Below are 21,951 nucleotides of genomic sequence, written 5' to 3' on the forward strand. Positions count from 1 at the left end.
CAGACGCGCGCGCACGCGTCAGGCGATGCTCGACGCCGGCCAGGCGGTGATATCGGAGCGAGGGCTCGACAAGCTGACCATCGCCAGCATCACCGAAGCTGGCGATGTGGCATTGGGGTCGTTCTACAACCATTTCGCCGACCGTGACGACTACCTGAAGGCCCTCACCGAGGAAGCTCTCACCGGCTGGCTCGAAGAGGTCAGAAGGGTGCGCCCACGCCCGTTCGAGAACCCTCTCGAACGCATGGCCGTGGGCTTCTTCGTGATGATGTGCCAGGCCGCCCAGGACGAGAACTTCCGCGGGTTCTTGGCCGAGGTATTGGCTCGCACCGATCTGCCGGGCACCCAAGACTTCGCAACGATGTTCGAAGACAATCTCGACGAGGCACACGATCAAGGCCTCATCGTGTTCGAAGATCTGACCCTGACGGCTCTGCTGGTGGTGGGCCTGGTGCGCCAGAGCCTGGTCTTCATCGGCACCCCAGAGGCCCCGCGACACAACGCCGAGTTGTTGACCAGGTCGCTGCTTCGCCTTCTGGGCGCTCGACCTTCCGACACCGAAGCGGTCATCGCTTTGGCCCACGACTGCGACCTGCTCGACCGTCAGCGCTGAACCAGGGTCTACCCTTTCCCAGGTGCCAAACGGTTCGTTCGTTCTCGGTGTAGACCTCGACGGCGTGTGCGCCGATCACACGGTGGCGTTCCGGGCCATCGTTGCTGACGAACTCGGGGTCGACCCCGAAAGCCTTCCGCTGCAGCGGTCTTGGGGCTTCAACGAGTGGGGCCTGGGCGAAGGCGATTTCGAACGATTGCACCGCATCGCGGTGCTGCAGCGCCGAATGTTTCGCGACATGCCAGTCGTGTCGGGTGCACCCGAGGCTCTGTGGCGCCTCAGCGACGCCGGGATCTGGATTCGGATCATCACCCACAGGCTCTACGTCAACTGGGGCCACGCGATCGCCATAGCCGACACTGCCGAATGGCTCGATCGCCAACGTCTGCCCTATCGCGACATCTGCTTTCTCGGGGCCAAACCCGAGGTCGAGGCCGACCTGTACATCGACGACGCTCCGCACAACATCGAGGCGCTTCGAGCGCACGGCAACGAGGTCATAGCGTTCGCCCAGCCCTACAACGAAGGCGTCGCCGGGCCCAGGGCGGGCTCGTGGGCCGAGGTCGAGGAGTTGGTGATGGAGGCCGCGGCGAAGGCCACGGCTCTTCAGCAGGTGTTCCCGGGTACCGATCCGGCCATCGAAAGGCTCGAATCTCGCAGGGCCGCGGCCAGCAGCGAAGAGCCACCCCTCATCAGCGGCCCCGCACAAGATCAGCCGCGCCTGCTCGAAGACTGAGCCCATGACCGCAGTACGGCTGATCGTCACCGCACCCCGAGACGATGCCGATCGTCTGTCGGGCGAGCTCTGGGCACTCGGCACCCTGGGCATAGAGGAGCGGTCGGGTCCATCCAGGGGTTCACAGCCGATGGTGGTGTTGCTGGCCGGCTTTGCAGACGAGGGCGCGGCCCGGGAGGCCGCGGAGATGGTCGGCGGCCACATCGAGCCAGTCGATGATGATGCAGCGCTAGATACTTGGCGGCGGTGGGCGTCTCCGGTTGCGGCGGGTGACTTCTGGGTGGTCCCCGAGTGGATCGACTCACCCACCCCGCCGGGAATGACCCGTATCCAGCTCGAGCCTGGCCGCAGCTTCGGAATCGGCTCTCATATCACCACCGTGATGGCTCTCGAGATGCTGTCGACGATCGAAATAGGTGGAGCGCGGGTACTCGACATGGGCACCGGCACCGGTGTGTTGGCCATCGCATGCGCTGCGCGGCGAGCACGATCGGTGGTCGCCATCGACTGCGAACGCGACGCCGTAGAGGTCGCCCGCCAGAACGCCCAGCGAAACGGCTTCGCTTCCAAGATCGACGTGGCGGTCGGTTCGACCCCACCGGCGTCGGCCGGGTTCGATCTGGTGGTGGCCAACCTTCTGCTCGCCGACATCGAGCCCATCGCGGGCGCTCTTGCGGGCAGCGTCTGTCCCGGCGGGCTGTTGGTGACCACCGGGCACATGAGTAATCAGCGCTCGAGGGTGCAGGCAGCGCTCGGGCTGCCAGAGGTTCGACACACTGAACGCGACGGATGGTCGATTGCCGTGTACGAGGCACGAGGTTGAGTCTCGGCGGGAGATGGCGGGCTGCAGCGGCCGTGCTGCTCGCCTGCTGTGTGGGGTGCGGAGCCGATCTTCCCGACAGCGCCCAGGCATCCTCGGCAATGGTTCAGCTGCGGTCGGAAGCCTGCCGCAGGTTGTCGACGTCGAGCGGCGTGGCCGTTACGCACGACATCGTGGTCACCGCTGCTCACAACGTCGCCGGAGCTGCCGAGGTCGACGTGATCGGTCCGGCCGGTACGTGGACCGGCGTCGCTGTTCTGGTCGACACCGACCTTGACGTCGCGTTCGTGCGCGTCGAGGGTGCAAATCTGACCCCGGCGCCGCTCGCCGACCGGGTCGGGGTCGTGGTTGCCGTGGGCCTGGCGCTGCGCTGGCCGGTGTTGCAGCCAGCGCGTCTGATGCGCGAAGTCAGCGCCCGCACCACCGACATCTACCGCGAACACGAGGTCGTGAAACAGGCCCTCGAGCTGGAGGCCGTCATTGCACCTGGCGACTCGGGCGCACCCGTTCTGAACAGTGCGGGCGAGGTGGCCGGGATCGTTGTGAGCTCGACCGCAGACTCGGCCGACTCGATCGCCTACGCGGTTCATGTCGACGAGGTCAAAGGCCTGCTGAACGACGCCATCGGCCGCCGACAGCCTGTCGAGACGCGCTGTTGGCGCTGACTCCCGGGTCGGCGTGGCCGGCGATCAGAGCCGCCTGATCGCGCCGATCAGTTCGCCGTTGGGTTCGGTCTGGCGCAGATCGACCACGTTCGACGCCGCGGGGCCCATCACCTTCATCAGCCGCGAAGAGCGCTCACGCACGGGCGCGACCACGGCGGGCAGTGCGGCGCGGAATGCCTCGATTCCATAGACGCGGCCGACCTCTTGACGGCCTTCGGTGCTGATGCGCTGCCACCGATCGCGGTCGTTGTAGAGGCTCGCAACTTCGGCTGCGAACGCCCGTGCGTCGTCGGCGATGGGCAGCAGCGAAGGGTCGAGGTCGATGCCCTCGGCTCCGATCGAGGTCGTGACAACCGGCAATCCGGCGCCCAGAGACTCGAGGACCTTCGTCTTCAGGCCGGCGCCGAAGCGCAGCGGCGCAACCGACAACCGGGCCCTGTGAAGCTCGGATTTCAGATCTGGCACCCAGCCGGCGACATCCAGGAGCGACTCTGGAATGCTGCTGATCTGCTTGTCGAGAGCATCACCGATCACCCGAAGGCGCACTCCGGGAAGCACCTGCGCTAGTTCGTCGCCCACCTCGTCGATCCACCACCGGATCGCGTCGACGTTCGGCGGATGCAAGAAGTTGCCGACGAACACGATGGTGTCGCGATCGTCGTATGCCGGCCCGGGATCGACCGGCTCATGGACGGTAGGCAACACGACCTGACGAACCTCGGGCAACTCGGCATGTATGACCTTGCGGTCCTGTTCGTTGATCGCAACCACCCTGTCGGCCAGGCGGTACTGCTCCTTTTCGCGCCGCTTCAGTTCGAGGGCGTGCAGCTTGGCCTCTGCATCCCCCTTCAGCGTTGCCTCGCGCTCGATGCGCAGCCAATGCACGTCGATCGTGTCGACCACCACGGTGGTCTGGGGCGATGCCTTGCGTACGACATCGCTGAACATCTCGGCGTTCTCCCACACCGTCAAGATCGCCGTGTCGAATGCGTAGTTGTTCAGGATCCACGGAAGGCGCGGCCGGTGGAGCTGCCCGTAGATCTCATTGGTGGTCGGATCGGCGACCTGCAGATCGGGTCGGCCGGCGAACACGATCACGCCCAGGCGCTGAAGCGGAGGGGCGTAGCGTTCGTGCCACAGGCTGTTGACCGAGAACAGCACAACGCTGTGGCCCTGGGCCCGCAACTCCTCGATCATCGCTATCGAGCGCGGATGCATGCCGTTGCGGTCGGGCATCGGCACCAGCGTGTCCGAAATCAGGATGTGCAGACCCCTGCGTTCCTTGGCCTGCGCGGCATCGGGGTTCAGCTCGCCCGCTTCGCCCGGCCCATAGCCACCCTGGCCTCGGTGAGCCCAGTACTCGATCAGGCCCGGGTTCAGACGTGGCCTCTGGCGCAGACGGTGTCCCCACTTCTCGACGAACTTGGGGCGGTTCACCACCTGATAGCGCTTCTCACCTTCGGAGACGTCGGTGCCGTTGGTTCCGCCCTCGTCGTGAACCACCTTCGAGGTTGGTTCGTACATGACCTTCCAGCCCGCCTCGCGCATGGCGAACGACAGGTCGACGTCCTCGTAGTACACGGGCGCAAATCGAGGATCGAACCCCCCGACCTGCTCGAAGGCCTCGCGCCTGACCAGCAGGCACGCGCCGGTACAATAGTCGGGCGCCCGCCTGGTGTTCAGGGCAGGTGTGTCGGGGAACGGGTTGCCCTTGCCATAGTTCCAACATTCGCCGTCTGCGAAGGTCAGACCACCGGCGTCGTTCACCCTGCCGTCGGGGTACAAGAACATCGGTTGGACAGCACCGATGGTGGGGTCTTCGTCCATTGCGCGCACCAGCGGTTCGAGCCAGCCGGGCAACAGCACCACGTCGTTGCTGAGAAACAGGATGTACTCGGTCTCGGCCTCGGCGGCGCCTACGTTGTTCGCCGGCCCGAAACCGATGTTGTCGTCGATGCGAATGGTGTGGGCGCCTTCCAGGCGCGACAGCAGATGGGGCGTGTCGTCACTGGACCCGTTGTCGACCACGATCAGGTCGAACGGTTCGTCTCCTTGCTGACAGACCTCCAGTGAGGTCAGGCAGCGCAGCGACAGCTCCGACTTGTTGTAGCAGAGCATCACCACGGTGACCCTGGGGCTCATGGGCTTCCTCCCGTACTCTTGCGACCAGTCGGCCGCGGGCGGGGCTTGTGAAGTGCCGCTATCGGGTCGAGGCCAGCCGAGCCAGCCCGTCGCGAAGTGTCGTCGATGGCTGCCATCCATCAGGGCGGTCGCCGGCGCGCCACTGCTCGAACATCTCGACGGGTCGATAGGGCCGGGCGCCCCACTTGACATTTGCTTGACTGCCCGTCACGCCCTCGACCAGAGCCACCAACTCGCGCAGCGTCACCGGTGAGTCGGCAAGGCAGGCCAGGCGGGGCGGAGCCACACCGGGTGCCACGGCGGCCGATGCGGCCAGCAGGCCAGAGACGGCGTCGTCGACATAGAGAGGGTCGACCAGCTGTTCGCCCGGGCTCAACGAGATCTCCTCATCGGTGCCGGCGATGCGAAGCAGGGTCGGTATCAACTTCGGCCGAGGGTCGAGCGGCCCGTAGGTATCACCCAACTCGACCCAAACCGTCGCCAGGTCGCGGTTCAGGCCATAGTGCGTCAAGACCGCCAGAGCGGCCTCCTTGGTTGCCGCATACAGACTGTTGGGCCTAAAGGGCTCGCTGTAGACGTGCTGCCAGACGGTTCCCACGGCCACCAGACCAGTTCTGGGAACGCGCGCCAACCCAGCAGCCAGATGGGCGGTCAACGACAGGTTGGCCTCGACCAGCTTGTCGATCTCGGCCGGGTCGTCGTCGGCGACGGTGAAGTGGGTGGCCAGGTGAAAGCAGGTGGCGGGCGCCAAGGCTTCGACGGCGTCGGCAACCGCTGTGTTGGACCCGACCCGAAGCGGCCTGACCCCATGTGGGCAAGTGCTGTTGGGGCGCAACAACGCCACCACATCGTGGCCGTCGTCGATCAGTGCCCTGCACAGATGCCCACCGATAAAACCCGAGGCACCGGTGACCAGGATCGGCCCGGTCACGATCGGGCGCGGCCAGCGGTCGACGCGAGCAGCTCGGCACCAGTGGGCAACGCCGCATCGCGGTCGGACAGGATCGGCGGCATGATCGGCCACACCATGCCGAAGGAGTCCCAGCGGACACCCGTGTCGTAGTCGGGCGCGTGGTCATCGGATGCCAGGTAGGCGACCAGGGCCGTCTCGCTGAGCACCTGGAACCCGTGCGCGACCCCGACGGGCACGTGAACGGCTGCGGGCGACTGGCCGTCCAGCACCACGCTGTCGGTCTTTGGTTCGTTGCCGGGCCTCAGGTCGTGCACGACGTCGAGGATTCTCCCCGACAGGCAGATCACAACGCGTGCTGCGCCACGAGGGGGCAGCTGGGCGTGCATTCCACGGATCACCCCTCGGTGAGACCACGACCAGAACAGCTCGGCGACGTCGATGTCGAGACCAAGCGGCGCGAGCTGCTCGGCAGAGAACCCTTTCGCGAACGAACCGCGACGGTCCTCGTGAACGGCCAGCGGACGTACGAAGCTGCCAGGAACCGCCAGCTCGCGCATCTGATCGACCGGACCGTTCATCGGACCCGAATCCCAACCGGAGTGTTCGATGCCTCTACAGAACGACGGTCCGACAGGGTGGCGATCGAGCTGTGGATCACGTCGAGCATGTAACCGAGGCGCCGGTCGTCCAGCCCGGGGTGAACGCCGATCCACAACGCCCGGCCCATCAGAAGGTCGGTGGTGGTGAGCTCGCCCACCACCCGATAGTCGCGACCCTCGACCAGCGGGTCGAACGCCGGATGGCGCAACAGGTTGCCTGCGAACAGGTTGCGGGTTTGGATCTTCGCTCCCTCGAGAGCGGCCACCAACTCGTTGCGGTCGAATGGAGCATCGGGCGCCACGGTCATCAAGAAACCGAACCACGCCGGATCAGACCTGGGGGTGGCCGAGACCGGTCTCAACACCTCTGCGAGGTCGGCGATGCCGGCGCGCAGCCGGTCGTGGTTGCGCCGTCTGGCATCACAGAACGCATCGAGCTTCTCGAGCTGGGCCACGCCCACAGCTGCCTGGAGATCGGTCATCTTGAGGTTGAAGCCCAGATGCGAATAGACGAACTTGTGGTCGTAGCCGAACGGCAGGCTGCCGTGCTGCTGGTCGAACCGCTTGCCGCAGGTGTTGTCGCGGCCCGACTTGCACCAGCAATCCCGGCCCCAGTCGCGAATCGACAACATGATGCCGGCCAGTTCGTCGTCTGAGGTGTAGACGGCTCCGCCCTCGCCCGTGGTCATGTGGTGGGCGGGGTAGAACGACGACGTCGCCAGGTGACCGAAGGTGCCCGTGTAACGCTGTTCACCCTCGACGGCGGAGTCCCAGCGAGAACCCAGAGCGTCGCAGTTGTCCTCTACCAGCCACAGATCGTGCCGGCGACAGAAGTCCATGACCGCGTCCAGGTCGAACGGGTTGCCCAGGGCATGGGCGACCATCACGGCCTTGGTCCTGTCGCTGCGAGCAGCCTCCAGCATGGTGGTGTCGATGTTGGCAGTCTCGGCCTTCACATCGACGAACACCGGTACGGCGCCCAGCTGCACTATGGGCGCAACAGTGGTGGGAAAGCCGGCGGCGACGGTGATGACCTCGTCGCCGGGTTCGATCCTGCGGTCGCCCAAACGATGCGACATCAGGGTGGCGAAGGCCAGCAAGTTCGCAGACGAGCCCGAGTTCACCAAGGCCAGGTGTTCGACCCCGATCCAGCGCGCCAGCCGGTTCTCCAGGGTGGTCGCCTCGGGCCCGGCGGTGAGCCAGAAGTCCAGGGATGCGCCCACCAGGCGCTCGACATCGTCCGCGTCGTAGACGCGGCCCGCGTAGTTGACCAGGGTCGAGCCCGGCTCGAAGTGGTCGGACCGGGCAACCTGGCGGCGGGCGTGTTCTCGCGTCAGGCGCAGGATCTCGGCCCGCAGCGCAGCGTCGTCCAGATAGATCTCGTCGCTCACAATCCGGCTCCCACGGCGACGGCCCTCAGATCGGCGCCGAGACGGCCCGAGTCCAGGTGTCGTTGCAGAACGACGAGTCTGACGAGATCGCGAGACTCGATCATTGACATGTCGAGGCCTGCGTCGAGGTACGCATCGCGCAGTTCGACAATGCCGCGCTCGAGGGTCCGGCTGGGTGCGGCCGACGGCACCACGCGCCTGAGCTTGTCGCCCGACACCCGATAGTTGCGGACGTCGGTGGGTGCCTGGCTGGACACCTCGAGCTGTGAACCCGGCACGGCTTGCACCACCGCGTTGGCCACATCGATGATCCGAAACGACTGGTTCTCACCGACTATGTCGAAGGCCTCGCCGGCGACATCGTCGGCAGGTGCAACGAGCAGCTCAGCAAACGCGTCGGCCACGTCTGACGCGTGCACCAGCGGCCGCCACGAAGTGCCATCGGACAGCAGGCGGACACGCCCGGTGGTGAGGGCCCCGGCAACCAACTCGTTGACCACGAGGTCCATGCGGAGCTTGCTGGAGAAGCCATAGACGGTGGCGTTACGCAGGAACACCGGGTGGAACCGGTCGTCGGCCAACTCGAGCAAGCCGCGCTCGGAGTCGACCTTCGAGCGGCCGTAGGGCGTCACAGGCGCCAGGGGCGAGGTCTCGTCGAGCACCTCATCGCCCGAACCGGCCCCATAGAGGCTGCAAGACGACGACTGCAAGAACCGGGTTACCCCGGCCGACTTCGCCAGACGTGCGAGGCGCACGGTCGCCCGATGGTTGATGTCGTCGGTGAGGGCCGGGTCGATGGCCCCCATCGGATCGTTCGAAAGAGCGGCTAGGTGGACGATCGCGTCGATGCCCTCGAGGTGCTCGGGCTGAAGATCGCGCGTGTCCATCCTGAGGTCGGCCGGGATGGGCGGCGAGAACAACGAGGCGTCGAACCAGCCGGCATCGACACCGACCACATCGTGGCCGTCGCGAAGAAGGCGGGGAACCACCAGAGCTCCGAGGTAGCCCTCGCTACCAGTAACCATCACACGCACAGGTTTGCTCCTCGTTGATCGGAGGTGAGATCTGTCACCGGCGCCTTGCGGGCGTCGGTCTTGGCTGCGCCATCGGCGGTGGGTGTCACCCGCCACGGCGCCTTTCCGCTCTCCCACAGGGCCTCGAGCTGTCGCTTGTCCCTGAGGGTGTCCATCGGATGCCAGAAGCCGTCGTGGCGAAACGCCGACAGCTGAGACCGGCTGGCCAACTTCTCCAGCGGCTCGCGTTCCCAGACACACGCGTCGCTGTCGACCAGGTCGAGCACGTCGGGGTGCAACACGAAGAATCCGCCGTTGATCCAGGCGCCATCGCCTCGGGGCTTTTCCGCGAACTGGCTGACCACGTCGTTCTCGTCGAAGGTCATGGCGCCGAAGCGACCCGGTGGCCTGACCGCCGTCACCGTGGCTTGTCTGCCGTGGTTGCGGTGGAACTGGATCAGGGCCGAGATGTCGATGTCGGCAACGGCGTCGCCATAGGTCATACAGAAGGCGCCTTCGCCGGCGACGTGCTGCTTGATGCGGCCCAGCCGGCCACCGGTCTCGGTGTGCTCGCCTGTCTCGACCAGCGTGACCTTCCACGGCTCGGTGCGGCTCCGGTGAACATCGATTTCACCCGTGGTGAGGTCGATGGTGACGTCCGACGAGTGCAAGAAGAAGTTCGCGAAGAACTCCTTGATGACATAGCCCTTGTAGCCGCAGGCAACGATGAAGTCGGTGACCCCGTGGGCCGAGTAGATCGACATGATGTGCCACAACATGGGCAGGCCGCCGATCTCGACCATGGGCTTGGGCCTGACAGAGGTCTCCTCCGACAAGCGCGTACCCAGTCCTCCGGCGAGGATCACTGCCTTCATCGCTTAGCTCCAGTCAGTACCGACGCGCCGAGAACCTGCTCGACGAGTCCTTCGAGGCGCTTGGCCTCGATGAAATCTCTGCGGTGGTCGACGAGGAACTGAACGCCGGCACGCAACAGTGCGTCCTGCGAGCCCGTTCCCCTCTCCCCCACGTGGTGCACATATGCCCGGCTCACGAAGTTCTGCCTGCCCGACGCCACCAGGTCGAAGCAGAAGAGATCGTCACCGAACCAGTTGGTGGCGGGCATACCCCCGACCGAGGTGAACGCGTCGATCGAGACGCAGGCGAAGACCGGAACCGCCATGTCGATGGCGAATACCTCGTCCTCGGTCGACCAGCGCATCATGTTGGTCGACAGCACGCCACCGTTGCCCGAGCGGATGTTCTGCGGGCCCTTCACGTAGTTGCTTCGGGCCGCGACCATTCCCACCGACTGGGCTCCGAACCGGTCGCGAACCTGGGCCGTGTCGCCCAGCAGTCGCTCGACCGAGTCGGGAACGACGACCACGTCGTCGGCGGTAAGGATGACGTCGACCGCACCCCACTGCCGGGCCAACCCCACGGCGTGATTCCACGCCTCGCTGGCCGTGCCGATACCCGGAGGCCGCTCGACAAGCGACAGGTTCGGATGAGGAGCCAGATGATCAGGCTCGGTGGGACCTTCCCAGCACACCAGCAACGGAACCTGGGGTGCGTATGCGGCCAAGGCGGCCACGGCGATCCTGAGGTCACCCCAATCGCCATCGGCGCGACGGCTGGGCAGGCAGGCAACCACCTCACCAGAACCCTCGAGGGCCGCCGCGATTCGATCCATGGTCGAGCCGGTCGACCGCAGCTGTCGACCCTTAACCCGTAATGCGGAAGCCGCCGCTGCGGCGCACCGGTGTTCCGCCAAGCGCCTGGGCCCGGTCTTGTTCACCGCGCTCGTGCAATCGCGCTGCCAGGTGTTGTCTCACCGCGGGTTCCAGCAGCTCTGAGTACCGCTGCAGCTCGTCGAACACGTCCCAGCGAGCTGCGACCATCGCGCACGCCATGCCGGTGGAAACAACCTCGGCCCCGCCACCTGCCGCTGCGATCACGCTCGCTGCAACCGCGGTGGATTCGGGCGCCAACAGGCCAGAAACCGGGCGAATCAGTGCGGTCGGGTCTGATGCATGGGCTGCGAGACGTGCGAGGGCCTCGGGCAACTCAGCGTCGTGGAAGTGAAGGCACGCGACCTCTGAGGCGGCTTCAAGGGCCCCGTCGGCCAGATCGGCGTGGGCGGTCAACCATTCCTCGACCTGAGCCCAGGCAGCGCCGGTGTCGCCGACGCGGGCCAGCGCTCTCACGGTGGCCTCGCGCACCACCCGCTTGTTCTGGGGCGACTCGAACACCGGGCGCACGGCCGTCGGCTCGTCGAAGCGACCGATCAGGGCCAAGAACTCGGCTTCTCGTCCCAGGTCCAGCGACGCCGTCGCCAACACGGCGGCGGCCAGATCGTCGCTGGGCAGGGTGTGGAAGGCCCGGGTGGACCACTCGAGCGCCTCTTCGAGCTCGCCGGTGTTCAGCAGCACGTGGGCCAAGGAGCCGTACAGGTAGGCGGTCCAGTCGGCGCGGGTCTCGCCCCAGGCCTCCAGTTCAGCGACTGCGTCGCGGAGCAGACTGACAGCCTCGCCCGAGTAGTCACCCACCATCAGCAACGATCGGGCCAGATCCACCGATGCCTTCAGCGATCGATCTTCCCCGTGCTGGGCCTTCGCCAGTCGAAGGTTTCTGTCGCGTTTGCCCTGCCGGTCGATGACCTCCTTGGTGTACCCGAGGTGGTCCAGGCGCAGGGCGTCGAAGGTGGCAGCCACCAGCGGTGTGCGTTCGTCTCCCAGCCTCACCGGCTGCTCGTGGACACGGCCTGCGAAGGCCAGCAGGTCAGAGCGCACCACCCTTCTCAGCCGCACCGTGCTGGACGCACCATCTGAGTTCTCGCCGCTGAGGTTGGCCAGGCGCACGTCGAAGGCCTCGATCTCGTCGAAACATGCGGCAAACAGGTCGCGGGTGAGGCCGGCGTCTTGGGTCACGACCCGCTCGTCGGCATCTATCCACAGCGTGAACATCGCGTCGCGGCACAGTTCCGCGGCTTGATTTCGGGCCCATGCGAAGTCGTCGCGCCACTCGATCTCGGTGACGTTGGCTCCGAATCGTCTTGCGATCTCGACGGTCGAATCGGTCGAGCCGGTGTCGACCACCTCGATCCGATCCACCAGACCTTCCATCGATGCCAGGCAATCGGCCAGCATCGCCTCCTCGTTCTTCACGATCAGCGAGGCCACTAGCACCGGCCGGTCGGTTTGTGACACGGCGGCTCGCACAGCCTTTCCGCACATGCCGTCGTGGGCGCAATAGGCGCCGGAGACCATCTCCAGACCGATTCCCCGATCGGTCACCAGCGTGAAGGGGTCGTGGATCCGCTTGTCCAGCAGGCTCACCAGGGTCGCTCTCGAGGTGACCATGCACGAGGGCCGGAACGTCTCGATGGCCGAGGTCGATCCGTCGCCGGTTCGGCTCAGCTTCTTCAGCTCGGCACGAGCCACCGATGCGGGAGGCAGCTTGCCGTGAAAGTGCGCCGTGCCCACGTCGTTGCTGGCCGGCACGGCCACGGCCGCACCCGCCAGGTGCGCCGAAACCAGACGATCCAGCGAGGTGTCGTCGATGGCGACGTCGTCGTGGATGTACAGAACGGGACCATCGTCGCGCCTGACCAGCTGGTCGAACAGCTGCTCGCCAGCCCTCGCGGGCTTGCCGGTGTCGGGGTCGAACGCCGCAATCTCGATCAGGTCGACCTTCAGCTCGGCGCAGGTTCGATGTATCGCCTTGGTCAGCCCCCGGGTGGCGCTGCGTGGCCCGTAGCCGACCAGCACCACCGCCGACAGGGCGGATGCGGGCCGATTCTTGCCCGCGGGGCGCGACTTGTTCGATGATCGTGACACAGTGCCTCCAACTGCTTGGTGCAGTCGGCCGGTCCATCAGAGGGTTTAGACGGCACCGTCGGGCACCGATGGGTATCGTGATCGGCTGCCCGATCTCTTGGAAACGCGATAGGACACCAAATGCGATTCAGCGAACCGCGTATCGGACTCACCTTCGACGACGTCTTGCTCGTACCCAAGCGATCGACGATTCGTTCTCGCAGCAACGTCTCGCTGAAGACCAAGCTGAGCCGCAACATCGAACTCGAGATTCCGGTCATCGCTGCCAACATGGACACGGTCTGCGAGAAGCAGATGGCCAAGACCATGGCACGGCTGGGGGGCATCGGAATCATCCACCGTTTCCTGCCCATCGAGGTTCACGCTGCCCAGGTCGGGGAGGTCAAGGCCGAGGGCCTGCTGGTAGGCGCGGCCGTCGGCACAGACCACGACATGATCGACCGGGCCAAGGCCCTGGTCGCCGCCGGCTGTGACGTCCTGGTGCTCGACATCGCACACGGGCACGCCGACCACTCGATCGACGGGGTCAAGCGTCTCAAGGACGCCTTCCCCGACACCGACGTGATAGCGGGCAACGTGGCAACTCGTGCCGGGGCCGACGACCTGATCGACGCGGGCGCCGACGCCATCAAGGTCGGCGTCGGGCCGGGCGGCGTATGTACAACCCGGCTCGTCGCCGGCGTCGGGGTGCCGCAGCTGACGGCAATCGACAACGTCAACGGAATCCACGTGCCGCTCATCGCCGACGGCGGCATCAAGACATCGGGCGACATGGCCAAGGCGCTCGCAGCCGGTGGAGACACGGTGATGATCGGCAGCCTGCTTGCCGGCACCCGCGAGTCGCCTGGTGAGGTCGAGCAGGGCCCCAACGGGTTGCGCAAGCGCATCAGGGGCATGGCCAGCTTCGAAGCCATCGCCGCTCGCGCCGAGCGCCACGGCGACGAGATCGACGACGAGTATTTCGAGCAGCGCGCCGCCGAAGGGGTCGAGGGCACAGTCCCCTACCGAGGCGACGCTGCCAAGCTGATCAACCAGCTGCTGGCCGGCGTGCGCAGCGCGATGAGCTACAGCGACGCCCACAGCCTGGCCGAGTTCCACGAACGGGCCGAGTTCATCCAGGTCACGGCCCTGGGATATCGGGAGAACACCCCCCACGCCACCCACTGAGCCCGGCGGGCAGCCAGGTTCAGACGATCACCCCGTACAGCGGCGAGCGTATGGGCCTGTTCTGGTGCTCGGCCCAGGCGATGGCCAAGCGCTCGACGACGTCTTCGAGCACCTCGGTGCGGTTCCCGTACGGAAGCCGCAGGTAGTTGCCGCACCGTCCGTCGGGCGAGCTGGCGGTGCCAGACACCAGGCCGACCCCGTGTCGGGCGGCAAGCGAGATGAACCGCGAGACATCGCTGACGGGCAGTTCGACCCACAGGCACAGTCCGCCCGACGGCCGCTTGAACCTCCATTCGGGCAACCTGGCGGCGATGCCGTCGGCAAGAGCGTCGCGGCGCCTGCGCAGCTCGGCTTGGCGCAGCTTGGGGCCGCCCTGGCGGATCAGGAGGTCGCTGACGATCACCTGACTGGCGATCGGCGAGCCCAGATCCATCACCGCTTTCAGGCGCGAAAGACGGTCGACCATGTCGGTCTCGGCCCTTATCCAGCCGATGCGCAGGCCGCCCCAGGTCGACTTTGATGTCGAACCGACGGTGATGACGTTGGCCAGACCCGAACCGTCTGCGCGGGCCAACGGCCGTGGCACCGGTCGGTCTATGACCATCTCGGCCAGGGTGCGGTCGTCTATCACCACCGCATCCCACCTCTGGACGTAGTCGACCAGGCGTTGTCTGCGGTCCTCGCTCAACACCGAACCGGTGGGGTTGTGTACACCGGCCATCACATAGACCATCGGTGGCCGAACCCGCCGAACGGCTCTGTCCAGCAGGTCTACGTCGACCCCGTCGTCGTCGATGGGCGTGGTGTGCAGTCTGCCCCTCAGCGCGGCGATCAGGTCGATGAAGGCGGGATAGGTCAGCTCCTCGACGACGCAGAGGTCGTCGCGGCCCAAGTGCAACTGTGCTGCCAAAGCCAGGGCCTGTTGCGACCCGTTGGTGACCAACACCTGGTCGGGTCGGGTTTCGAGGCCACCGGCGGTGAGATGTGCGGCCAGATGTTCGCGCAGCGGCGGGTAGCCACAAGGGTGATAGCCGGCGCCCGTCAGCACCTCGGTCCACGCCTTTTCTGGCAGCTCCAGCGACTCGGGAGGCAGATCGTCGACGCCCACCCAATAGGCGCTGCGCATGTCGATCAGATCGTCGTAGGGGCCGTCGAGCATGCCGTCGTAGATCGCTCCGCGCGGCGGAACCGGATCGAGGCGCGACACCGGCCTGGCGTGTTCGGCAACCACGGTGCCGCTTCCCTGGTGGGTGACGATGCGAGACCTTCGCCTGAGCTCGTCGTAGGCCGCCACGACGGTGCCGCGAGACACGTGCAGGGTCGCCGCCATACGACGCTCGGCGGGTAGGCGTTCTCCTGGGCCCAAGCGACCAGCCCGGATCAACTCGTCGAGGGCGTCTGCGAGCGTCAGGTACAGAGGGCCGTGCTCGGCGCCCCACGGCCCCAGCGCCTCTGCGATGTCTTTGTCGTCCACGGACACCTCGTCTCGATTGGATCAGGTCCAATCGTTGATGTGGATCGGTCCGCAGTCAAACGGATTATGCGCAGCCACCAGCGACGCTCCGATAGGTTCGACCCGATGCAGGTCCTGCCGCCACTGGTCAAACACCTACCGACCTCGGGCGACCCGACCGCCCTGCTCGAAGCCTTCCTCACCTACGCAGAGCAGATCGGCCTCGAGCTGTACCCCGCCCAGGAGGAAGCGATCCTCGAGCTGCTCGAGGGCAACAACGTCATCTTGAACACGCCAACCGGCTCGGGGAAGTCGCTCGTGGCGTCGGCGGCGCACTTCGCCGGCCTCGCCCGCGGCCAACGTTCGTGGTACACCGCCCCGATCAAGGCACTGGTTTCCGAGAAGTTCTTCGCGCTGACCCGCGAGCTGGGCGCCGAGCGGGTCGGGATGATCACCGGAGACGCTTCGGTCAACCCCCAGGCCCCGGTGGTGTGCTGCACGGCCGAGATCCTGGCCAACGTGGCCCTCCGTGACGGCCAGTACGCCCCGGCCGACCTGGTGATCATGGACGAGTTCCACTATTACTCCGACCGCGACCGCGGCTGGGCGTGGCAGGTGCCGCTCCTCGAGCTCAGCAACGCCCAATTCCTGTTGATGTCGGCGACGCTGGGCTCGACCGAAGAACACAGCCGCCGGCTAACCGAGTTGACCGGCCGACCCACCACGGTCGTGGCCTCGGCCCAGCGCCCGGTGCCGCTCGAATACACCTACCGCACCACACCAATACACGAGACGATCGCCGACCTCATCGAGCTGCGCCAGGCGCCCGTTTACATCGTGCACTTCACGCAGAAGTCGGCCACCGACGCGGCTCAGGCGCTGACCTCCATCGACGTGTTGTCGAAAGACGAAAAGGAGGCGGTCAAAGACGCCGTCGGAGGATTCCGCTTCGACTCGACGTTCGGAGCAGACCTCAAGCGTTACGTGCTGTCAGGGATAGGTGTGCACCACGCGGGTCTCTTGCCCAAATATCGGCTGCTCGTCGAGAAGCTGGCACAAGAAGGGCTGTTGAAGGTCATCTGCGGCACCGACACCCTGGGCGTCGGGGTCAACGTGCCCATCCGCACCGTCTTGTTCACCCAGCTGTGCAAGTTCGACGGCCAACGAACCCGAACCCTGACGGTGCGCGACTTCCAGCAGATCGCCGGTCGGGCCGGGCGCAAGGGTTTCGACGACATCGGCTATGTCTGGTGCCAGGCACCCAACCACGTCATCGAGAACCTCAAGCTCGAGGAGAAGGCCGGCGACGACCCCAAGAAGCTGCGCAAGATCGTCCGCAAGAAACCTCCCGAGCGTGGCTATGTGCACTGGGACGAAGACACGTTCGCCAAGCTGGCCGGAGGAACGCCCGAAGCGCTGACGTCGCGCTTCAGCGTCAGCCACTCGATGCTCTTACATCTGCTCGACCGGCCAGGCGACGGATGCGCAGCCACCCGGCGCATCCTCACGGTCAACCACGATGTCAGGCCGCGCCAGCGATCGAACATCAGGCGGGCAATCGGCATGTACCGCTCGCTCGTCGAGGCCGACATCGTCGAGGTGCTCGACAAGCCAGACATCGACGGGCGCATGGTGCGCGTGAACCTCGATCTGCAAGACGACTTCGCCCTCAACCAGCCGTTGTCGCTGTTTGCGGTCGAGGTCCTCGACACGTTCTCCACCGACGACCCCGAATTTGTCCTCGACGCGGTGACCGTCATCGAGTCGGTGCTCGAGAATCCCGGCCCCGTGCTGGCAAGGCAACTCGACCTGGCCAAGGGCGAGGCGATAGCCCAGATGAAGGCCGACGGCGTCGAGTACGAGGAGCGGATGGAGCGCCTCGACGAGATCACATGGCCCCAGCCAAACGGCGAGGCCCTGTGGCAGATGTTCAACACGTGGGTGGTTCACCACCCATGGGTCGGAGGCGACACGATCCGTCCCAAGTCGGTGGTTCGCGACATGTACGAGCGCACCATGACGTTTCGCGAGTACGTCAACCACTATGGCCTCAAGGGTGTCGAGGGTGTGCTGCTGAGGTACCTGTCCGACGCCTACAAGGCTTTGGTGCAGACCGTGCCCGCCGAGTTGCGCACCGACGAACTCGACGACGTCATCGAGTGGCTGGGTGCCCTGGTTCGCCACACCGACTCGAGCCTGATCGACGAGTGGGAGCGTCTGGCCAACCCCGAGCCCGAAGACCCTGCCGACATTCGTCCGCCAGAGCCGGTCAACATCACCACCAACCGCCGAGCTTTCACGGTGATGGTTCGCAACGAGCTGTTCCGGTGGGTGCAGATGCTGGCCGACGAGCGGTACCAGACGCTGGCCGAGTTGTTGTCTTCGACCGCAACCGCCGAGGCTCGCTGGAGCGCCGACGACATCGCCGATGCGATGCAGCCATATTGGGACGACTTCGACCACATCCAGGTTGGCGCTGCGGCCCGCGGGGCCAACTGGTTCGTCATCGACGACCGCGGTGATACCTGGCGGGTCACCCAGATCCTGGTCGACCCCGACGAGAACGGCGAGTGGCGGATCGAGGCGACGGTCGACCTGGTTGCCAGCCGCGAGCTCGATCGTCCGCACGTCACGCTCGATAGCATCGTGCGGCTGTAGAAGCTGACGAAGGCAACCCAATGATCGACCTCGACGCGTACACGATTCGGATCTTCCTCCACCTGCTGGGCGTGACGGTGTGGGTGGGCGGCCAGATCGTCATGGCCGCGCTGGTGCCGGCGATTCGCGGCCTCGGACCCGACGCGGCAAAGATCGCAGCCAACCGCTTCGGGCAGGTCGCGTGGCCGTTCTACGCACTGCTGGTGGTCACGGGGATCTGGAACCTGTTCGAGGTCGACCTCGGGTCGGTCTCGGCGGGCTATCACATGACGCTGGGCATCAAGCTGCTGTTGGTCGCCCTTTCGGGCGTGGCGGCATTCGTCCACTCGACCACCAAATCGCGCGTCGTCATGGCCGTCACGGGCGGAGGTGGCTTTGTGGCAGCCGTCGGCGCCTTCGTGTGCGGTGTGTTGATGGTGACCTGACGGCGGCAGGCCCGCTTACGAGTCCTTGCTGGCTCTTTGTTGAGCGCGTCGGCGCTCGCCGGCCTCGAACAGCTTGTCGCGATTGTCGTCGCCGACATACATGAACCGTTCGCGCCAAGCCTCTGTCGACCATCGGGCCGGCGACTGCACCGTTGTTCGTGGCGCTACCGCGCCCGACGCAAGGTCAAGCGCCAAGCGCAGGGTCGCCATCTGGGTGTCGACGTCGCCGTTGGCCCCCAGCGGGCTACCCAGTGGAAAATCGCTGAAGACGAACCGGGCCACGCCCACCTCTTCGACGATGTCGCGGGCCGAACCGATCACGACCGTGACGATTCCCGCGGCCTCCAGCACCTCTGCGACCAGACTCACGGTCTGGTGACACACGGGTCACAAGGGGATGAGGATGGCCAGGTCGACACCGTCCTCGGCACACCAACGGGCCACATCGGGGCCGTCCTGTTCGCGGGTTCGACGCTGGCTGTATTCGGTGGGCACGCAGTAGAAGCGGTCCGAGACCGAACCGATGGTGCCTTCGGCTGCCAGCGCTGCGAGGTGTTCGAGCGGCAGGAACGAACCCAGGTCGTCGGTCGAGGTGTGCTCCTTGTCCCAGAACAGGTCCGAGGTGAAGACCCGGTCGGGAACGGGGCTGGCGGGCACGGCCATGGCTTCCTTGGGCCCCGAGGGCGACCCGTCGACGTTGTCGGGGTTCCAAGGCTGGCCCGTGGTCACGACCCCTACTCGCATGTCGGCAAGCGGCCGCTGCGGGCGGACGAACGAAACGTCGCCGTGGCGGGCCCATCGGTAGGGCCGCGTGTAGCCCTGCGCGGCGTAGTACTCGCGGCTCTTGTCGATGTAGCTCAGGTAGGTGCGGTGGGTGATGCGACTGGTTCGGTCGTCGGCCATGGGGCCGAAGGTACGCGACGTCAGCCTGTGGCTTGTAACCAGACCCCGCCCGTGTGGCAGGGTGCTGGGGTCTATGAATCACGATCCTGCCACGGTGCCAGTTCGCCGAGCCGCCACCGTCGTCGTCATCCGCGACGCCGAACGGCCCGAGGTCTTGATGCTGAAGCGCAACCGGCGCTCGGTCTTCGTGCCGGACATGTGGGTGTTCCCCGGCGGGGCCGTCGACGCCGAAGATCATCACGACGACCTCACCGACCGCCTCCGCGGTCTCGACCAGGTGATGCACGCGGTCGACATGTCTGCCCCCGATGCCGCAGCACACTGGGCTGCGGTGTTGCGCGAGACCTACGAGGAAGCCGGCCTGATGCTGGGCCACGACGCCGACGGCCGAGCCTGGACCGACGCCGACCTCGCAAGGCACACCGCGTGGCGCGATGCCCTGAACGCCGGCCAGACCGACCTCGCCTCATTCGTGGCTGCGGCCGACCTGGTGCTGGACGCGGCGGCGGTTCGCTACATCGCTCGGTTCGTTACACCCATGGGGCCGCCTCGAAGGTACGACGCCAGGTTCTTCCTGGCGCCGAATCCACCAGACCAGACCGCATCGATAGACGACGACGAAGCTGTCGGTCATCGTTGGGTGTCGCCCGCCGAGGCTCTCGAGCAGGCTCGGGCGGGCCACATGGTGATGATGACCCCCACCGTGGCGGTTCTGGCCCGTTTGGCGCGGTACGCATCGGTTTCCGAGGCCATAGCGGCCGCAGACAGCGACGCCCTGCCCCAACGCATGCGGCTGAGGCAGGGCGCTCACGACATCGACCGCATCCTGTTCCCGGGCGACCCCGACTACGAGTCGGGTGCCGAGTCCGAATTCGGTCAGATCAGGATCTAGGTCCTAGTTGTTGAAGGTCAGCTTCGAACGGATCTGAATGGGTGTGTGGTCCGCAGCGTTTCCGGGCCCGGTGTAGCAGGCAGAACCGCACCTGCTGTCCATGAGAAGCGACTTCGTGGCCGCGTCCTTGATGAGGATTCGCATCACGTCCGGCCCCTTGTCCCAAGGGAACTTGCCACCGCCCTTGACCCACCAACCGTCGGGGGATCCGAGGTTGATGGTCACCTTGCCCGTCTCGTCGGTGAAGCGCATGGTCTGAAGGTTCTGCGAAGTACAGGTTTCTTCGAAGCCACCCGAGAAGCTGTGGCCGTTGAGCCACCGCCAAGCACACACCTGCAAGATGACCTCTCGACTGGTCGGCTTCGACAAGATCTCGACCTCGAGAACTGCATCTCCAGCGATGAGGTTCGGGCTGCGGAAGTTGCCGACATCGTTCCAGTTCGGCTCCCAATAGACGTCGGGACCCGAGTTCATCGTCTGGTTCCAGATCACCACACTGCCGGACGCAGGAGCCTGCGTCGTGGTTGGCCGGGTTGTGGTGGTGGTCGGCTTGGGGGCTGTGGTGGTCGGCTTGGGGAGAGTCGTGGTCGGGAGCTGGCGCGTCGTGGTGGTGTTGCCGGCATCTACGGGCTTCGTGCCGATGATGGCGATGGCGATGGCCCTCGACTGAACGGGAACGCTGAACTGAACGACGGTGCCTCCCGAGAACCACGAGACGGTGCCATCTGTGTCCAAGAGGGCATATCCGCCGGCGCGGTCGCCCGCGGCCCCGACGATGTCGGTGCCTGCGACACCAGCTATCGAGCCGTGGAAGCTCATCCCGAATGCAAATACTCCACCGTCGCCGCCAACCATGGCGTAGGCACCATTGCCGTCGTCTACCGCCGCCACGATCGGTCGATCGAGCGACCGCCCTCTCAGCACACCCGGGACCGAACCTATGAACGAAGCGTTGCCGAAGGCGAATACGCCTCCATCGTCATGGATGATTCGATACCCGGCAGACGCGACCTGAATTTCGACCGCCGTCGTGCGCGCTGCAGCCAGCGGAGAGACCCCAGGTACCGACCCGAAGAAGCCTGCGTCGCCAAATGCGAACACACCGCCATCTTGGCCGAGGATCACATAACCCTTGCCTGTCGGGGTAGGTGCGAGGGCGATGGCGGGCCGGGCGAGGGCAAACCCGCTGAGGTCGCCGAAGTGTCCTGCCGAGCCGTGAGCCGAGACGGTGCCGTCGGCCCTGACTACCCAGTAACCCTTTCCATCGCGAGTAGCGACGAGGTCAACGGCTGGAGAAGCTGAGGCTGCCGCATCGCCCAGGTTCGGGGCTCCGCCGAGTTCGTGGACTCGGCCAGAGGCCTCGAGAACCCATCCGACGGGGGTGAACCCCTGGGCGGAGGACTGGGCACCGGCGTCGGTCTTGACGGTGACAGCAAGCGAAGCGGCCAACAAGCAGACCGACAGAATTCGAACTAGGAAACTACGAGACATGGGGGTCGTCCCTTCGTAAGGCCCGCACGCATTTATTACGCCCAGGTTACATTATCGTCATGTTTCCGTAATCGGTTGAGCAGATGAGATCGATTTATCGACGAACCGGCTCGACATCGAGCTGCGCGTCTGCCACATTTCATGGCTCCAGCCCCCGTAGCTCAGGGGATAGAGCGTCGGTTTCCTAAACCGTGCGTCGCAGGTTCGAATCCTGCCGGGGGCGCTGGCAAACTC

20 protein-coding genes and 1 tRNA gene are annotated in these 21,951 nt (G+C 65.7%); 9 read left to right on the top strand and 12 right to left on the bottom strand.

Annotated elements, in window-relative coordinates; all coding sequences use genetic code 11:
- The first annotated feature begins 25 nt into the window (after positions 1-25).
- Genes R2770_09580 through R2770_09595 form a run of 4 tightly spaced genes read left to right on the top strand, consistent with a single transcriptional unit; the run spans position 26 to position 2,834 of the window.
- Positions 26-613, top strand: coding sequence for a TetR/AcrR family transcriptional regulator (locus tag R2770_09580; protein ID MEZ5280714.1), 588 nt, complete (start codon positions 26-28; stop codon positions 611-613).
- Positions 614-635: 22 nt separating this feature from the next.
- Positions 636-1,349: a hypothetical protein gene (locus tag R2770_09585; protein MEZ5280715.1), complete on the top strand. Its 714-nt coding sequence runs from the start codon at positions 636-638 to the stop codon at positions 1,347-1,349.
- Positions 1,350-1,353: 4 nt separating this feature from the next.
- The gene (locus R2770_09590) at positions 1,354-2,172 is read left to right on the top strand and encodes a 50S ribosomal protein L11 methyltransferase (protein ID MEZ5280716.1); all 819 of its coding nucleotides are present in this window, start codon (positions 1,354-1,356) and stop codon (positions 2,170-2,172) included.
- Complete coding sequence (locus tag R2770_09595) at positions 2,169-2,834, top strand: serine protease (GenBank protein MEZ5280717.1); 666 nt, start codon at positions 2,169-2,171, stop codon at positions 2,832-2,834. Before R2770_09590 ends, R2770_09595 begins: the two co-directional genes overlap by 4 nt.
- 24 nt (positions 2,835-2,858) lie before the next feature.
- Here R2770_09595 and R2770_09600 read toward each other — a convergent pair whose 3' ends face one another.
- Genes R2770_09600 through R2770_09635 form a run of 8 tightly spaced genes read right to left on the bottom strand, consistent with a single transcriptional unit; the run spans position 2,859 to position 12,728 of the window.
- Positions 2,859-4,976, bottom strand: coding sequence for a glycosyltransferase (locus R2770_09600; GenBank protein MEZ5280718.1), 2,118 nt, complete (start codon positions 4,974-4,976; stop codon positions 2,859-2,861).
- 58 nt (positions 4,977-5,034) lie between these two features.
- Positions 5,035-5,907: an NAD(P)-dependent oxidoreductase gene (locus R2770_09605; protein ID MEZ5280719.1), complete on the bottom strand. Its 873-nt coding sequence runs from the start codon at positions 5,905-5,907 to the stop codon at positions 5,035-5,037.
- Positions 5,904-6,467 (bottom strand): dTDP-4-dehydrorhamnose 3,5-epimerase family protein, encoded by a 564-nt coding sequence (locus R2770_09610; GenBank protein ID MEZ5280720.1) that lies wholly within the window; start codon positions 6,465-6,467, stop codon positions 5,904-5,906. The genes R2770_09605 and R2770_09610 overlap by 4 nt, the downstream gene beginning before the upstream one ends.
- On the bottom strand, positions 6,464-7,879 hold the full coding sequence (gene rfbH, locus R2770_09615) for a lipopolysaccharide biosynthesis protein RfbH (protein MEZ5280721.1): 1,416 nt from the start codon (positions 7,877-7,879) through the stop codon (positions 6,464-6,466). Before rfbH ends, R2770_09610 begins: the two co-directional genes overlap by 4 nt.
- Positions 7,876-8,904 (bottom strand): SDR family oxidoreductase, encoded by a 1,029-nt coding sequence (locus tag R2770_09620; protein MEZ5280722.1) that lies wholly within the window; start codon positions 8,902-8,904, stop codon positions 7,876-7,878. The genes rfbH and R2770_09620 overlap by 4 nt, the downstream gene beginning before the upstream one ends.
- The gene (gene rfbF, locus R2770_09625) at positions 8,904-9,767 is read right to left on the bottom strand and encodes a glucose-1-phosphate cytidylyltransferase (GenBank protein ID MEZ5280723.1); all 864 of its coding nucleotides are present in this window, start codon (positions 9,765-9,767) and stop codon (positions 8,904-8,906) included. The genes R2770_09620 and rfbF overlap by 1 nt, the downstream gene beginning before the upstream one ends.
- Positions 9,764-10,582 carry a hypothetical protein gene (locus R2770_09630; GenBank protein ID MEZ5280724.1) on the bottom strand — a complete coding sequence of 273 codons (819 nt, stop codon included), beginning with the start codon at positions 10,580-10,582 and terminating at the stop codon, positions 9,764-9,766. The genes rfbF and R2770_09630 overlap by 4 nt, the downstream gene beginning before the upstream one ends.
- Before the next feature lie 31 nt (positions 10,583-10,613).
- Positions 10,614-12,728, bottom strand: coding sequence for a glycosyltransferase (locus R2770_09635; protein ID MEZ5280725.1), 2,115 nt, complete (start codon positions 12,726-12,728; stop codon positions 10,614-10,616).
- Between the two features lie 120 nt (positions 12,729-12,848).
- Between R2770_09635 and R2770_09640 the strand changes: the two genes are divergently transcribed.
- Complete coding sequence (locus R2770_09640; protein ID MEZ5280726.1) at positions 12,849-13,895, top strand: IMP dehydrogenase; 1,047 nt, start codon at positions 12,849-12,851, stop codon at positions 13,893-13,895.
- Between the two features lie 19 nt (positions 13,896-13,914).
- Here the strand turns inward: R2770_09640 and R2770_09645 are convergent, their stop codons facing one another.
- Entirely contained in the window at positions 13,915-15,369 is a 1,455-nt protein-coding gene (locus tag R2770_09645) for a PLP-dependent aminotransferase family protein (protein MEZ5280727.1), read from the bottom strand.
- A 105-nt stretch (positions 15,370-15,474) separates the two neighbouring features.
- Between R2770_09645 and R2770_09650 the strand changes: the two genes are divergently transcribed.
- Both R2770_09650 and R2770_09655 read left to right on the top strand, forming a co-directional pair.
- Complete coding sequence (locus tag R2770_09650) at positions 15,475-18,006, top strand: DUF3516 domain-containing protein (GenBank protein ID MEZ5280728.1); 2,532 nt, start codon at positions 15,475-15,477, stop codon at positions 18,004-18,006.
- Between the two features lie 20 nt (positions 18,007-18,026).
- Complete coding sequence (locus tag R2770_09655) at positions 18,027-18,431, top strand: hypothetical protein (protein MEZ5280729.1); 405 nt, start codon at positions 18,027-18,029, stop codon at positions 18,429-18,431.
- A gap of 15 nt (positions 18,432-18,446) precedes the next feature.
- Here R2770_09655 and R2770_09660 read toward each other — a convergent pair whose 3' ends face one another.
- Both R2770_09660 and R2770_09665 read right to left on the bottom strand, forming a co-directional pair.
- Entirely contained in the window at positions 18,447-18,800 is a 354-nt protein-coding gene (locus R2770_09660; protein MEZ5280730.1) for a hypothetical protein, read from the bottom strand.
- An 18-nt stretch (positions 18,801-18,818) separates the two neighbouring features.
- Positions 18,819-19,334, bottom strand: a complete 516-nt coding sequence (locus R2770_09665; GenBank protein MEZ5280731.1) for a hypothetical protein — start codon at positions 19,332-19,334, stop codon at positions 18,819-18,821.
- Between the two features lie 94 nt (positions 19,335-19,428).
- Between R2770_09665 and R2770_09670 the strand changes: the two genes are divergently transcribed.
- On the top strand, positions 19,429-20,226 hold the full coding sequence (locus R2770_09670; GenBank protein ID MEZ5280732.1) for an NUDIX domain-containing protein: 798 nt from the start codon (positions 19,429-19,431) through the stop codon (positions 20,224-20,226).
- 3 nt (positions 20,227-20,229) lie between these two features.
- Here the strand turns inward: R2770_09670 and R2770_09675 are convergent, their stop codons facing one another.
- Positions 20,230-21,717, bottom strand: coding sequence for a hypothetical protein (locus R2770_09675; GenBank protein MEZ5280733.1), 1,488 nt, complete (start codon positions 21,715-21,717; stop codon positions 20,230-20,232).
- Between the two features lie 150 nt (positions 21,718-21,867).
- On the opposite strand from R2770_09675, the gene R2770_09680 reads away from it, so the two are divergent.
- A tRNA-Arg gene (locus R2770_09680) sits at positions 21,868-21,940 on the top strand.
- The last annotated feature ends 11 nt before the right edge of the window (positions 21,941-21,951 follow it).

The sequence above is a fragment of the Acidimicrobiales bacterium genome (genome assembly GCA_041394185.1).
Classification (GTDB): domain Bacteria; phylum Actinomycetota; class Acidimicrobiia; order Acidimicrobiales; family Poriferisodalaceae; genus JAAETH01.

Coding starts and splice junctions, on each gene's coding strand:
- R2770_09675 (MEZ5280733.1), bottom strand. CDS start 21,717: ATGTCTCGTAGTTTCCTAGTTCGAATTCTGTCGGTCTGCTTGTTGGCC.
- R2770_09640 (MEZ5280726.1), top strand. CDS start 12,849: ATGCGATTCAGCGAACCGCGTATCGGACTCACCTTCGACGACGTCTTG.
- rfbF (MEZ5280723.1), bottom strand. CDS start 9,767: ATGAAGGCAGTGATCCTCGCCGGAGGACTGGGTACGCGCTTGTCGGAG.
- R2770_09650 (MEZ5280728.1), top strand. CDS start 15,475: ATGCAGGTCCTGCCGCCACTGGTCAAACACCTACCGACCTCGGGCGAC.
- R2770_09630 (MEZ5280724.1), bottom strand. CDS start 10,582: ATGGATCGAATCGCGGCGGCCCTCGAGGGTTCTGGTGAGGTGGTTGCC.
- R2770_09655 (MEZ5280729.1), top strand. CDS start 18,027: ATGATCGACCTCGACGCGTACACGATTCGGATCTTCCTCCACCTGCTG.
- R2770_09665 (MEZ5280731.1), bottom strand. CDS start 19,334: ATGGCCGACGACCGAACCAGTCGCATCACCCACCGCACCTACCTGAGC.
- R2770_09580 (MEZ5280714.1), top strand. CDS start 26: ATGCTCGACGCCGGCCAGGCGGTGATATCGGAGCGAGGGCTCGACAAG.
- R2770_09590 (MEZ5280716.1), top strand. CDS start 1,354: ATGACCGCAGTACGGCTGATCGTCACCGCACCCCGAGACGATGCCGAT.
- R2770_09610 (MEZ5280720.1), bottom strand. CDS start 6,467: ATGAACGGTCCGGTCGATCAGATGCGCGAGCTGGCGGTTCCTGGCAGC.
- R2770_09600 (MEZ5280718.1), bottom strand. CDS start 4,976: ATGAGCCCCAGGGTCACCGTGGTGATGCTCTGCTACAACAAGTCGGAG.
- R2770_09620 (MEZ5280722.1), bottom strand. CDS start 8,904: ATGGTTACTGGTAGCGAGGGCTACCTCGGAGCTCTGGTGGTTCCCCGC.